15 protein-coding genes and 2 pseudogenes are annotated in these 12,371 nt (G+C 76.6%); 7 read left to right on the top strand and 10 right to left on the bottom strand.

From position 1 onward, the window contains the following. Positions 1-17: 17 nt before the first annotated feature. From ACI78S_RS17660 to ACI78S_RS17690, 7 genes and pseudogenes are all read right to left on the bottom strand, one after another. Positions 18-755 carry a hypothetical protein gene (locus ACI78S_RS17660; protein WP_456975678.1) on the bottom strand — a complete coding sequence of 246 codons (738 nt, stop codon included), beginning with the start codon at positions 753-755 and terminating at the stop codon, positions 18-20. Between the two features lie 51 nt (positions 756-806). Next, complete coding sequence (gene ppk2, locus ACI78S_RS17665; protein ID WP_456975680.1) at positions 807-1,760, bottom strand: polyphosphate kinase 2; 954 nt, start codon at positions 1,758-1,760, stop codon at positions 807-809. A gap of 4 nt (positions 1,761-1,764) precedes the next feature. Then, a pseudogene (locus ACI78S_RS17670) lies at positions 1,765-2,798 on the bottom strand (lysophospholipid acyltransferase family protein). Next, positions 2,684-3,433 carry a GNAT family N-acetyltransferase gene (locus ACI78S_RS17675; RefSeq protein ID WP_456975682.1) on the bottom strand — a complete coding sequence of 250 codons (750 nt, stop codon included), beginning with the start codon at positions 3,431-3,433 and terminating at the stop codon, positions 2,684-2,686. Before ACI78S_RS17675 ends, ACI78S_RS17670 begins: the two are co-directional and overlap by 115 nt. A 75-nt stretch (positions 3,434-3,508) precedes the next feature. Then, on the bottom strand, positions 3,509-4,600 hold the full coding sequence (locus tag ACI78S_RS17680) for an NAD(P)/FAD-dependent oxidoreductase (protein WP_456975684.1): 1,092 nt from the start codon (positions 4,598-4,600) through the stop codon (positions 3,509-3,511). A gap of 4 nt (positions 4,601-4,604) precedes the next feature. Further along, a complete protein-coding gene (locus ACI78S_RS17685) occupies positions 4,605-5,183 on the bottom strand; it encodes an LOG family protein (protein ID WP_456975686.1) in 579 nt (192 codons plus the stop codon). 7 nt (positions 5,184-5,190) lie between these two features. Then, the gene (locus ACI78S_RS17690) at positions 5,191-5,649 is read right to left on the bottom strand and encodes a MaoC family dehydratase (protein ID WP_456975688.1); all 459 of its coding nucleotides are present in this window, start codon (positions 5,647-5,649) and stop codon (positions 5,191-5,193) included. Positions 5,650-5,771: 122 nt separating this feature from the next. Here ACI78S_RS17690 and ACI78S_RS17695 point away from each other — a divergent pair, with 122 nt between their 5' ends. From ACI78S_RS17695 to ACI78S_RS17715, 5 genes are all read left to right on the top strand, one after another. Next, positions 5,772-6,251, top strand: a complete 480-nt coding sequence (locus tag ACI78S_RS17695; RefSeq protein WP_456975690.1) for an NUDIX domain-containing protein — start codon at positions 5,772-5,774, stop codon at positions 6,249-6,251. Positions 6,252-6,305: 54 nt separating this feature from the next. Further along, the gene (locus ACI78S_RS17700; RefSeq protein ID WP_456975692.1) at positions 6,306-7,154 is read left to right on the top strand and encodes a hypothetical protein; all 849 of its coding nucleotides are present in this window, start codon (positions 6,306-6,308) and stop codon (positions 7,152-7,154) included. Between the two features lie 47 nt (positions 7,155-7,201). Further along, on the top strand, positions 7,202-8,092 hold the full coding sequence (locus ACI78S_RS17705) for a 1,4-dihydroxy-2-naphthoyl-CoA synthase (protein ID WP_456975694.1): 891 nt from the start codon (positions 7,202-7,204) through the stop codon (positions 8,090-8,092). 40 nt (positions 8,093-8,132) lie between these two features. Next, complete coding sequence (locus ACI78S_RS17710) at positions 8,133-8,465, top strand: hypothetical protein (protein WP_456975696.1); 333 nt, start codon at positions 8,133-8,135, stop codon at positions 8,463-8,465. Positions 8,466-8,591: 126 nt separating this feature from the next. Continuing rightward, entirely contained in the window at positions 8,592-9,188 is a 597-nt protein-coding gene (locus ACI78S_RS17715) for a TetR-like C-terminal domain-containing protein (protein ID WP_456975698.1), read from the top strand. Between the two features lie 6 nt (positions 9,189-9,194). On the opposite strand, the gene ACI78S_RS17720 is transcribed toward ACI78S_RS17715, so the two are convergent. Together ACI78S_RS17720 and ACI78S_RS17725 are read right to left on the bottom strand one after the other, a co-directional pair. Continuing rightward, a complete protein-coding gene (locus ACI78S_RS17720; RefSeq protein ID WP_456975700.1) occupies positions 9,195-9,911 on the bottom strand; it encodes a TetR/AcrR family transcriptional regulator in 717 nt (238 codons plus the stop codon). A 65-nt stretch (positions 9,912-9,976) separates the two neighbouring features. Beyond that, positions 9,977-10,396: a DUF5946 family protein gene (locus ACI78S_RS17725; RefSeq protein WP_456975702.1), complete on the bottom strand. Its 420-nt coding sequence runs from the start codon at positions 10,394-10,396 to the stop codon at positions 9,977-9,979. A 42-nt stretch (positions 10,397-10,438) separates the two neighbouring features. Here ACI78S_RS17725 and ACI78S_RS17730 point away from each other — a divergent pair, with 42 nt between their 5' ends. Both ACI78S_RS17730 and ACI78S_RS17735 read left to right on the top strand, forming a co-directional pair. Beyond that, complete coding sequence (locus tag ACI78S_RS17730; protein WP_456975704.1) at positions 10,439-11,551, top strand: alcohol dehydrogenase catalytic domain-containing protein; 1,113 nt, start codon at positions 10,439-10,441, stop codon at positions 11,549-11,551. 29 nt (positions 11,552-11,580) lie between these two features. Beyond that, entirely contained in the window at positions 11,581-12,243 is a 663-nt protein-coding gene (locus ACI78S_RS17735; RefSeq protein ID WP_456975706.1) for an HAD family hydrolase, read from the top strand. Here ACI78S_RS17735 and ACI78S_RS17740 read toward each other — a convergent pair. Then, positions 12,240-12,371: pseudogene (locus ACI78S_RS17740) on the bottom strand (IS481 family transposase); the annotation flags it as partial. The gene ACI78S_RS17735 and the pseudogene ACI78S_RS17740 overlap by 4 nt on opposite strands.

A 12,371-nucleotide genomic window follows, 5' to 3' on the forward strand; every position in this document is an offset into this window, starting at 1 on the left:
CCGGCGGGGCGGACGGGTCAGGCGGGGACGGCGAGCCGGGGTCCCGGGTCCGCCGCGGCGCCGGCGACGGCGGCCATCGCCCGGTAGCGCGCCGCCGGGGTCATGCCCATGAAGTGCAGCGCGTGCGGCCGGGGCACCCGCGGGCGCTCGGCGTAGGAGGCCGCCGCGCTGTTGAAGCACTCGTCCTCGGCCCGCTCCCCGGTCCACGGCTGGTTCCAGCCGGTCGGCAGCCAGCTGGTCCGGGCCAGGAAGGGGGTGCCCGGCCCCGGCCCGGCCCAGTGGTAGCGCTCGTCGCCGCGGTCCCAGCCCAGCGCGGCGAGGACGGCGCCCTGGTCGGCCCACGGGCCGGGCTGCGGACCGGCCGCCTCGACGGCGTCGAGGAACGCGAACGCCTCCGGGCACGAGCGCAGCAGCCACACCCCGGTGTTCGGGTTCACCCGGTGCTCGGCGGGCACCTGCTCCAGCGCCAGCGCCTGGAACGCGCCGGGGCGCAGGTGCACCGCGACGTCCTCGTCGTCGCGCACCAGCAGGACGTCGGCGTCGAGCCACAGGGCCATCGGGAACTCCCGCAGCGCCGCGCGCAGCAGGCCGGTCTTGGCCCACTTGGCCCGCTGCGCCCCGGGGTCGGCGGCCACCCCGTCGGCTGCCAGGTCGGTGGCGCGCACCGCCCAGCCCCACCGGTCGGCCCAGCGGTGGAAGGTGGGCAGGGCCAGCTCGTGCAGGGCCGCCCGCATGCCGGGTCCGGCGGCGGTCACGAGGGCACCACGGGGGTCCGTCGCCGTGAGCACGGTGTTCCTCCTGCGAGGTCAGGTGAGGGCGGTGACGGCGTCGTCGTCCAGCACGTCCGCGGCGGAGCCGACGATGTTGCGGTCGGGGGTGCCGACGGCCGACGGGTCCTTGCGGGGGTAGTCGAACAGCGACAGCACGTGCCGCATGGCCTCCAGGCGGGCGCGCTTCTTGTCGTTGCTCTTGATCACCGTCCACGGGGCGTGCTCGGTGTCGGTGTGGAGGAACATCGCCTCCTTGGCCTCGGTGTAGTCGTCCCACTTGTCCAGCGAGGCCAGGTCGGTGGGGGAGAGCTTCCACTGCCGCACCGGGTCGATCTGCCGCACGATGAAGCGGCTGCGCTGCTCGCCGCGGGTCACCGAGAACCAGAACTTGACCAGCGCGATGCCGCTCTCGACGAGCATCCGCTCGAAGTCCGGGGCCTGGCCCATGAACACCCGGTACTGCTCCTCGGTGGCGTAGCCCATGACCCGCTCGACGCCGGCGCGGTTGTACCAGGAGCGGTCGAACAGCACGATCTCCCCGGCCGCGGGCAGGTGCTGCACGTAGCGCTGGAAGTACCACTGGGTCTGCTCGCGCTCGCTGGGCTTGTCCAGCGCCACCACCCGGGCGCCGCGCGGGTTGAGGTGCTCGGTGAAGCGCTTGATCGTGCCGCCCTTGCCCGCGGCGTCGCGGCCCTCGAAGACGACGACCAGCCGCTGCCCGGTGTCCTTGACCCAGTACTGCAGCTTGAGCAGCTCGATCTGCAGCCGGCGCTTGGCGATCTCGTACTCCCGGCGCTGCATCCGCTCGGGGTAGGGGTAGCCCTCGCGCCAGGTCTCGACCAGCCGGCCGTCGGGGCCGTAGAGCTCGCGGTCGTCGTCCCAGTCCTCGTCGGAGTTCTCGTCCGGGAGCTCGTTGAGCCGCCACTGGCGCAGGTCGATCAGCTCGCCAGGTTCGCCCTCGACGGCGTGGAAGCGTGGCTGCGGGGTCACCTGGTCATCGTCCGGCAGGGTCTCCTTCTCCGACAGAGCGCCGCCGGACCCTAGGACGTCGAGGTGAACGGGACGGAACCGCCGGCCGAACACCCGGTACGCGCTGCGGGTGCGGGTGGGCGGACACCGCCGGCGGCCGGGCCTCGGTGACCGCGGCGACGGCGTACTCGGCCAGGGCGGCGAGGGTCCGCCGGTCGGCGCCGGCGGGGGCCAGCGCCGGCAGCAGGTGCACCTCGACCACCAGCCCGCGGGTCGCCGCGACCCGCCGGACGCTGCGCCGCAGCGGGTCGTCGGCCAGGTAGCCGGCGACGGCGGTGGGGGCGCCGCCGGGCTCGGTGCGGTAGCGGATCGCCACCGGGCAGACCGCGGCCCCGCTGTCGACGGCGGCCTGGAACAGCGCCGGCCGGAACCGGCCCAGCTGCACGCCGCAGCCCGTCGTCCCCTCGGGGTGGACGAGCACGGTGGCCCCGGCGCGCAGCCGGCGGCGACCTCGGCCACGGTGCCGGGCAGCGACCGGATCCGGGCCCGGTCGAGGAAGACGCCGCCGGAGCGCCGCAGCGCGCGGCCGACCACCGGCCAGGACGCGACCTCCGACTTGGACACCGGCGCGCCGGGGACGACGGTCTGCAGCGCCAGGTCGTCGAGCCAGCTCACGTGGTTGCTCACCACCAGCCGCCCGGTGCCCGGCCGCGGCCAGGCGGCGGCGGGGGAGTGCACCTCGACGCGCACGCCCAGCGCGGTGAGCACGTCGGCCGAGCCGCACACCAGCGCGCGCCGGCTCGGCCGCACGCCGGTGCGGACGGCGGCGCCGAGCACCGCGGCGGCCACCCGCCGCCGGCGCCGGGTCCGGGTGACGGCGTCGACCTGCGGCACGGGGTCCTCGGCGCAGGCCGCCCGGCAGTCGTTGACCGGGAGCCAGACGCTCACCGCGCGGCCTCGGTCAGCCGGCGCAGCACCCGGGCGGGGACGTCGGCGACGGACAGCAGCGTGTAGAAGTCGGCGGTGCCGAACAGCGGGTCGTGCGCCGGCCGCCCGCACACCCGGGCGCCCAGCGCGAGGTAGCCGCGCACCAGCGGCGGCAGCACCGCGCGGTCCGGCCGCGGCGGCACCTCCACGTCGAAGGGCACGTGCGGCACCACCCGCAGCGGGGCCGGCGCGAGGTACCGCAGGCGGACGAGGTCCCAGACGGCCGCGGCGGTCGCGCCGCCGTCGGCCAGCGGCACCGAGGTGCAGCCGGCCAGGTGGGTGAGGTCGCGCTCCAGGACGTAGCGGGCGATCCCCGCCCAGAGCTGGTCGATCACGGCGCCGCTGCGGTGCCCGGGTGCGACGCAGCTGCGGCCCGCCTCGGCGGTGGTGGGGCGCAGGGCGGCGTGCCGCGAGAGGTCGAACTCGGCGTCGCCGTAGGTGCGGCCCAGGGCGCGGGCGCGCTCGGGCGGGAGCAGCCGGTAGGTGCCCACCACCTCGTCGGTGTCCGCGACCACCACGAGCAGGTGGTCGCAGACGCCGTCCCACTCGTCGACGTCGCGCCCGTCGGCCGAGGGCGCGAGCAGCGCCCCGCACTCCTCGGCGAAGACGCGGCGCCGCAGCCGCTGGGCGGCGGCGACGTCGGCCGCGCAGGTGGCGAGCCGGGTGCGGTAGCGGGTTCCGGCGCGGGCCGGGAGGACCGTGGTCACGGCGGCCAGGGTGGTGACGCGAGGTGTCCGGACGGTGACCGCGATCGGGAACCGCCACGTCCGGTGGCCGAAGAGTCAGCGCAGGCGGCGGGCGGCGGCGGCCAGGGTGCGGGCGGTCAGCCGGCCGTCGCCCAGCCCCAGGGCGACGACGTCGTCGAACACCCGCTGGTCGGCCGCGGCGGCGCGGAACGCGGCGTCCATGAGGCGCGGCCAGCGGGACAGCTGCGAGGCGGTGGTCGAGGAGCGGAAGTGGGCGCCCAGGCGGGTCCGCACCGCCGTGCGCAGCCGGCGGCCGGCGTCGGCGCCGTGCGCGGCCGCCTGCCCGGCCAGGGCGCCGGAGAGGACGGCGTAGAAGATGCCCTCCCCGGTGAGGGGGTTGACCAGCCCGGCGGCGTCGCCGGCCAGCAGCACCCGGCCGTCGGGCTGGCGCGGCCGGCCGGTGGACAGCGGCAGCCGGTGGGCGCGCAGCCGCTCCGGCGCGGCGCCGGGCAGCAGCCGGTGCAGCCCGTCGACGAGGGCCTCGCGCGTGGCGCCGCCGGAGACCAGCTCGCCGTAGCCGACGTTGGCCCGCCCGTCGCCGACCGGGAACGACCACGCGTAGGCCGGCCACCGCTGCTCGGTGGTCACCAGGGTGAGCGCGCCGTCGGCGGTCGCCGGCGCGTAGCCGCGGAGGGCGACGGCCAGCCGCGACGGCGCCTGCGTCGGGATGCCCAGCGACCGGCGGACGACGGACTCGGCGCCGTCCGCGCCGATCAGCACGCCCGCCTCCAGGCGGCCGTCGACGACGGTGCCCTCCACCCGGCGCACCCGGTGCCTGCGGAACCGCGCCCCGGCGGCGAGGGCCGCGTCCAGCAGCCGGGCGTCGAGCACCGCGCGCGGGACCACGTGCGCCGGCCGCTGCGTCGCCCGCTCGACGACGGCGCCGCCGGGGGAGCGCAGCGACAGCCGCGGCACGGGCGGGTACCCGGCGGTCAGCCCGCGGGGGTCGACGCCGAGGGCGGCCAGCACGTCGAGGGCCTCCGGCGCGACGGCGTCGCCGCAGACCTTGTCGCGGGGGAACTCGGCGCGGTCGAGCACGAGCACGCTCGCGCCGGTGCGGACGGCGGCCAGGGCGGCCGCCGCGCCCGCCGGACCGCCGCCGGCCACGACGACGTCCCAGCGCTCCACGTGCTCAGGCCGCGGGCGGGGGCGGCGAGGTCCACTTGCGGGCGGGGTGCTCGTAGCCCGCCACGAACTCCAGCAGCTGGCCCGCGCTGCCCACGACGCCGAGCGCGTCGAGCCGGCGGCCGTCGAGGTAGCCGTCGTCGACCATGCGGCGCAGCTGGGCGAGCAGCGGCTGCCAGAACCCGTCGACGTCCAGCAGGACGGTGGGCTTGGCGTGCAGCCCGAGCATCCCCCAGGTCCAGGCCTCGAACAGCTCCTCCAGCGTGCCGGCGGCGCCGGGCAGCGCGACGAAGGCGTCGGCGAGCTCGGCCATCCGCGCCTTGCGCTCGTGCATCGAGGAGACGACCTCGAGCCGGGGCAGGCCGGGGTGGGCCAGCTCGTCGTCGACCAGGTGCTGCGGGATGACGCCGACGACCTCGCCGCCGGCCGCGAGCGCGGCGTCGGCGACGACGCCCATCAGGCCGACGTGCCCGCCGCCGTAGACGACGCCGACGCCGGCGCGCGCCAGGTCGGCGGCGAAGGCCGCGGCGGCCGCGCGGTGGGACTCGGGCCCGGACTGCGAACCGGTGAAGACGGCGACGCGCACGCCCCGCTCAGCCCCCGTAGGCCAGGGTGACCCACTCGGCGATGCACACCGGCTTGTCGCCGCCCTCGCGCTCCACCGTGACGGCGAAGGTGTTCTGCAGGCCGCCGGCGATCTCCTTCGACTCCTTGAGCACGACCGTGGCCCGCACCTTGGAGCCCACCGGCACCGGCGCCGGGAACCGGACCTTGTTGAGGCCGTAGTTGACGCCCATCGTCGCGTCGGTGATCCGGTAGGTCCCCGACGCCAGCGGGACCAGCAGCGAGAGGGTCATGAACCCGTGGGCGATGGGGCCGCCGTACGGGCTCTCCTTCCTGGCCCGCTCGACGTCGACGTGGATCCACTGGTGGTCGCCGGTCGCGTCGGCGAACTTGTCCACCGCCTCCTGCGTGATCTCGTACCAGTCGCTCGTGCCCAGCTCCTGGCCCACGAGGCCGGGCAGCTCCGCCATCGTCGTCGTCGTGGTCATGCCGCGATCCTGCCAGCCGGGCGGGCGGCGCTCCTGGCGGGACGCTGGTGCTCTGCCCACCGTGATGGGCAGAGCACCAGCGCGCGGGGAACACCGTCGCGGCCGACGGGTTCACTGGCGACGTGTTCACCTCCACCGACGGCTGGACGACCTGCGCGCGCGGGCACCGGCACTGGGGCCGGGCCGGTGCCGCGGGCCTGTTCCTGCACCGGGAGGGCGCCGACGGCGGGGAGGTGCTGCTGCAGCTGCGGGCCACGTGGTCGCACCACGGCGACACATGGGGGACCCCCGGCGGCGCGCTGCACGCCGGCGAGGCCCCGGAGGCCGGCGCGCTGCGCGAGGCGCGGGAGGAGCTGGGCCTGCTCCCCGACGACGTCGTGCTCGGCCGGTCCTCGGTGGACGACCACGGCGGCTGGGCCTACACCACCGTGCTGGCCCGCCCGGCCCGGTCGCTCGAGCCGGCCGACCTGCGGCTGGACGGCGAGAGCGACGGGGTCGCGTGGATCGCGCTGAGCCGGCTGGCCGAGGTGCCCCTGCACCCGGGGCTGGCCGCGTCGCTGCCCCGGCTGCGGGACCTGCTGCGGGAGTCCGGCGCGGCCTGAGCCGGGGCGCTGAGCTCGCGTTTGTCACGTGCTGCGACAGGGGATGAGCGGCCCGTGTCCCGCCCGCGTCACCGTGCTCCGGGCCGAGCCAGGGCCCGCGCCTTCCTGCTCGTCTCCTTCGCCTGCGGCTTCCTGCTGGTCGCCGCGCCTCTGGCGCTGCTGTTCTCCGGTACGCCGGTGCCGGGCGCCGGCGGCATGGTGGGGGGCGGCGGTTCGGACGGGCCGGGTCCGAGCGGGCGCGGCGGCGGTGCCGGCGGCACGACCGGTCCCGCGGAGGCGCCGGGCATCGTCACCGAGTCCTCGACCTCCCCGGCGCCGGGCGGCTCCGCCGGGCGCGGCGGAGCAGCGGACATGGGCAGCGGCGGCGGGGCCGCGACGGTCGGGAGCGGCACCGGGGCCGGCGGCGGCGACAGCGGTGCCGGCAGCGGTTCCGGCGCCGGCCCGGGGAGCGGCGCGACCGGCACCGTGGCCGGCGGGCAGCCGGCCGGGTCCGGCGGCACCCCGCCGGGAACCGGTTCGACCGGCGGTGGCGCGCCGGCCGGTAGCCCCGCGGGTGGCGGCGCCACGGGTGGCGGCCCGTCCGGCGGGTCCGCGGGCGGGGGCTCGACTGGTGGCGGCACCGGCGGCGGTCCGACCGGCGGCGGTCCGACCGGCGGCGGGAGCGGCGGGGGCACGGCGAGCGGCTCCGGCGGCTGCCTGTGCGACACCGTCGAGGACGTCGTGGAGGACGTCGGGAGCGTGGTCGGCGGGGTCGGCGGCGCGGTCGGGGACGTGACCGAGGGCGCGGGCGACGCCGTCGGCGGGGCCCTGGGCGGGGTCGGCGGCCCGGTGGGGGCGCTGGGCGGGCCGGTCGAGCAGACCACCGGCGCGCTGGGGGGCACCGTCGGCGGCCTCGTCCCCTGAGCCCGTCCCCGGAGGAGGCCCGCCGCGGCCCGCACTAGGTTCGGGGCATGACCGCCCGCGACGACGTCTCCGAGATCTTCGACAGCGCGGCGTGGCGCCCCGTGGAGGACTTCGACTTCGCCGACCTCACCTACCACCGGGCGGTCGACGCCGGCGTCGTCCGGATCGCCTTCGACCGGCCCGACGTGCGCAACGCCTTCCGACCCCAGACGGTCGACGAGCTGATCGCCGCGCTCGACCACGCCCGGCTGTCCACCGACGTCGGCTGCGTGATCCTCACCGGCAACGGCCCCAGCACCAAGGACGGCGGATGGGCGTTCTGCTCGGGCGGCGACCAGCGGGTCCGGGGGCGGTACGGCTACGAGCACGACAAGGGCCGCAGCGCGGGCCGGCTGCACGTGCTGGAGGCGCAGCGGCTCATCCGGTTCATGCCCAAGGTGGTGATCTGCGTCGTCCCGGGCTGGGCGGCCGGCGGCGGGCACAGCCTGCACGTGGTCAGCGACCTGACCCTCGCCAGCGCCGAGCACGCGCGGTTCAAGCAGACCGACGCCGACGTCGGCAGCTTCGACGGCGGGTTCGGCTCGGCCTACCTCGCCCGCCAGGTGGGGCAGAAGTTCGCCCGCGAGATCTTCTTCCTGGGCGAGGAGTACGACGCCGAGGACGCGCACCGCATGGGCATGGTGAACAGGGTCGTGCCGCACGCCGACCTCGAGCGCACCGCCCTGGACTGGGGCCGGCGGATCGTGGCCAAGAGCCCCACCGCCCAGCGGATGCTCAAGTACTCGTTCAACCTGATCGACGACGGGCTGGTCGGCCAGCAGCTGTTCGCCGGCGAGACCACGCGGCTGGCCTACATGGCCGAGGAGGCGGTCGAGGGCCGCGACGCCTTCCTCGAGAAGCGCGACCCCGACTTCGGCCGTTTCCCCTGGCACGTCTGAGGGGACTCCCACAGCGGGTGTGCGACGAGGAGGTTGGGCAGTGATCGTCGAGGTGGTGGGCGGCACCGACGAGCGGCCCGAGGTGAAGGTGGTCGACGTCGACGACCTCACCCGGCTGCACCTGGCGCTGGGCGCGGTCACCGACGAGGAGGCCGACCGGGTGCTGCGCGACGCCGGCCTCGGCCGGCTGGAGGGGAGTGACGTCGGTCACATCGACGTCCAGGCCCTGCGGGGCGCGGCCGAGCCGCAGAGCACCGCCGCCGACTGGGCGCAGCAGTGGGACGGCATGATCGGACAGGCCCGCGACAAGGGCTGGCTCAGCGCCGACGGGGCCACCGTCCAGGTGCACATCGAGAGCGCGGCGAGCGGCTGAGACGCCCGGACGGCCCAGTTCCGGTCCCGCACGGACGGGCGACGAGAGCCTGTCGGACGTTGTGGTGACTACACCCACGCGCCAGGATGGTCGGGTGCGCACAACATGCTGTCGCGGAAACAGACCGTGAGCGGCACCCCGGGACGTCCCCTGAGCGCGGAGCTGTCAGAGCAACTGGTGGCGGTGGCCGTCGACATCCTGGCCGAAGAGGGCTGGGGACGGCTCAACAGTGACCGCATCGCGGCTCGTGCCCGGGCGGGGAAGGCCGGCATCTACCGACGCTGGCCCACCATGGCCGCCCTCGCCCGCCACGCGGTGGGCCGGTTCACCCTGGTCGACCTCCCCGAGGACGCCGGCTCGGTGCGCGGCGACCTCGCCGCGCTGGTCGCCCGCTGGTCGCAGCCGCTGAGCCGCGAGGAGCGGGCCGCGGCCAGCCTGGTCGGCGCCGCCCGCCACGACGAGGACCTGCGGGCCGGGCTCGACGCCGCGCTCGTGCAGCCGCTGGCCGCCGCGGTCGGCGAGCTGGGCGCCCGCGCCGCCGCGCGCGGCGAGCCGGTCGACGACAAGCGGCTGGCGCTGCTCGGGTCGGTGCTCGAGGCTTTCTGGTGGCAGCGCTACACCGCGGCCGGCGACGGGGCGATGACCCCCGACCGGGTCGACCGGGTGATCGACGACGTGCTCCTGCCGATCGTCGCGCCGGCCACGGAGACCGCGTCGGTCTGACCCGGTTCAGCCGGCCCGGCGGACGTCGCCCGGCCAGCCGGTGACCGGTGTAGGAGCCACGCCGACGTGCCCCGGCGCGGCGCCGAGCTCGAGCCCGCCCAGCAGCCGCTCGGTCAGCGCCTCGATCTCGGCGGCCGCCCGCGCCGCCGCGTCGGCGTCCTCCAGCGCGGGACGCTGGCTCAGCAGCAGGACCCGCACGACCGACAGCCAGGTGGCCGCGGTGACCGCGGCCGCGGTGGCCGGGTCGCCGGGGACCGGGACGGCGTCAGGGGCCGGCTCCTGCACCCACGCCTCGGTGAGCGCATCGGTCAGCCGGCGCTCGGCCTCGTGCACCAGCTGCAGCTCGCGGGTGCGCAGCGCCGGCGAGGCCTCGATCGTGGCGATGTAGCCGCGCCGCTCGGCGCTGGCGTGCGAGCCGGCGAGCTGGGCGACCACGGCGACGAGGTACTCCCGCAGCGCCCGCAGCGGCGGCACGCCGTCCGCGCGGTCGCGCACGGACGCCGCGGCGCCGTCCACCCACGGCGTCCGGCCGTCGAAGAACAGGTCTTCCTTGGTCGCGAAGTGGTTGAAGACCGTCTGGACGGCGACGTCGGCCTCGGCGGCGATGTCGGCGATGGTCACGCCCTCGAACCCGCGCGCCGCGAACAGGCGGTGCGCTGCGCTGCGGATCTCGGCGCGGGTCCGTGCCTTCTTGCGTGCACGACGGTCCTGGAGCTCACCCACGGTGCACAGTTTAGCGACGCAAAGTATCCGCCGCCGTCCACCAGCGGAACCGGCGGGTCCGCTCGTCAGGGGCGCGGCGCCGCCCAGTCCTCCGCCACGGCCCGCGCCCACGACCCGACCAGCACGGTCAGGTCGACGACGTCGAGATCGGCGGCGACGTCGGCGATGGTCGTGCGCCAGACGGCCGGCGGGGTGTCGCGCAGATCACCGGCGCCGAACCGCTCGGCCAGCCGCTGGCGGGCCGCGGCCAGGTGCTCGGGCTGCCCCGCGCCGGGGTGCTGGGCGGCGTAGGCGTCGTCGGCCAGCCGCACCGCCGCAGCGGCCGCGGGGTCGGCGGCGGCGTCCTCGCGCAGGCCGCGCAGCGTCTCCTCGTACAGCCGGGCGCACGCGGCGGGCGCGTCCTCGCCCGGCAGCGGCGCGAGGACGGAGCCGCAGCCGGGGCAGGCGAGGGCCGGGGCTGCGGCCGGCGAGGAGGCGGCGCTCACCCGGCCGATCGTGCCGCATGCGGGCCGGGGAAGGATGGCGGGGTGCGGACGACTGCCGCGGTCCTGCGGGCGCCGGAGACCGGGTACGAGATGGTGGACCTCGAGGTGGCCGAGCCCGGTCCGGGCGAGGTGCTCGTCGAGATGGCCTTCGCCGGCCTGTGCCACTCCGACGAGCACCTGCGGCACTCCAACCCCGGTGGCCGGTACCCGATCGTCGGCGGCCACGAGGGCTCCGGCGTCGTCCTGGCCGTCGGGGACGGCGTCACGCGGGTGCGGTCCGGCGACCGGGTGGTCACCAGCTTCCTGCCCGCCTGCGGTCACTGCCGGTACTGCGCCGCCGGGCGGTCCAACCTGTGCGACGCGGGCGCCACGATCGCCACCGGGCAGCTGCCCAGCGGCCGGTGGCCGTTCACCCTCGACGGCGAGCCGCTCGGCGGCTTCTGCATGGTGGGCGCCTTCGCCCGGCACACGCTGCTCAGCGAGTTCTCCTGCGTGCGGCTCGAGCCGCACGTGCCGCTGGACACCGCGGCGCTGCTGGCCTGCAGCGTGCCCACCGGCTGGGGGTCGGCGGTGTACTCCGGCGGCGTGCGGCCCGGGGACACCGTGGTCGTCGTCGGGCTGGGCGGGGTGGGCGTCAACGCCGTCCAGGGAGCGCGGCACGCCGGGGCGCTGCACGTCGTGGGCGTCGACCCCGTGGCCATGAAGCGCGACTTCGCCGTGTCGGTGGGCGCGACGCACGCGGTGGCCGACGCCGCCGAGGCCGCGGGCCTGGCCCGGGAGCTCTCCCGCGGCACGGGCGCCGACGTGGTCGTCGTGTCCGTCGGCAAGATGGGCCCGGAGGTGATGGCCGGGGCCACCGCGTGCCTGGGCAAGGGCGGCACCCTGGTGCTCACCGCGCTGGGCGACCGGCCGCGCGACGGCGACGTGCAGCTGCGCGGCCAGGTGACCACCGTGTTCGAGCACCGGGTGCAGGGCTCGCTGTTCGGCTCGTGCAACCCGTTCCGCGACATCCCCGCGCTCCAGCGGCTGCACGAGGAGGGCCGGCTGGAGCTCGACCGGTTGATCACCGAGCGGTACGCCCTCGCCGAGGTGGAGGAGGGGTTCCGGGCGCAGGCGGCGGGGGAGACGATCCGGGGGCTGCTCGCCCACGCGTGACCGGCGCCCCGCCGGGATACAGCAGGCGGGTGTCCAGCACCATCGCCGTCCTCGACGTCGACGGCACCCTCGTCGACACCAACTACCAGCACGCCCTCGCCTGGTACCGGGCGTTCCGGTCGCTGGGCGAGACGTTCCCGATCTGGCGGATCCACCGGTTGATCGGCATGGGCGGTGACCAGCTGGTGGCCGCGATCGGCGGTGACGAGCTGGAGGAGCGGATCGGCGACCGGGCGCGCGAGCGGTGGGTCGAGGAGGCCGACCCGCTCATGGACGAGATCGCCGTCCTGCCCGGGGCGCGGGAGTTCATCGTGGCGCTGAAGGAGCGCGGGCACCGGGTGGTGCTGGCCAGTTCGGGCAAGCCGCACCACGTCGACCGCTACCTCGACCTCCTCGACGCGCGAGACCTCGCCGACGACTGGACCAGCAGCGACGACGTCGAGCAGACCAAGCCGGCGCCCGACCTGCTGCGGACGGCGCTGCGCAAGCTCGGCGAGCCCGAGGACGCCGACAGCGTGCTGGTCGGCGACTCCGTGTGGGACGTCGAGGCGGCCAAGAACGCCGGGATGCCGGCGCTGGTCGTCCGCTCCGGTGGCTTCGGCGAGGACGAGCTGCGCGAGGCGGGCGCGGTCGCCGTCTTCGACACCCCGGCCGACCTCCGCGCCGCCCTGGACGACACCCCGCTCGCCTAGGTGTTCTGTCCCACGAGGTCGTTGACAGTGATGCGGCTGATCGGGGTCCGGCCGCCGATCGCGGTGTGGCTGCGGTGATGGTTGTAGGCGTGCAGCCAGCCGGGCAAGGCTGCGGCGCGTTCTGAGCC

It is taken from the genome of Geodermatophilus sp. SYSU D00815 (assembly GCF_054050035.1).

Bases quoted from the DNA above. Each gene is read 5' to 3' on its own strand.
- ACI78S_RS17690 (WP_456975688.1), bottom strand. From the start codon at position 5,649: ATGACCACGACGACGACGATGGCGGAGCTGCCCGGCCTCGTGGGCCAG.
- ACI78S_RS17705 (WP_456975694.1), top strand. From the start codon at position 7,202: ATGACCGCCCGCGACGACGTCTCCGAGATCTTCGACAGCGCGGCGTGG.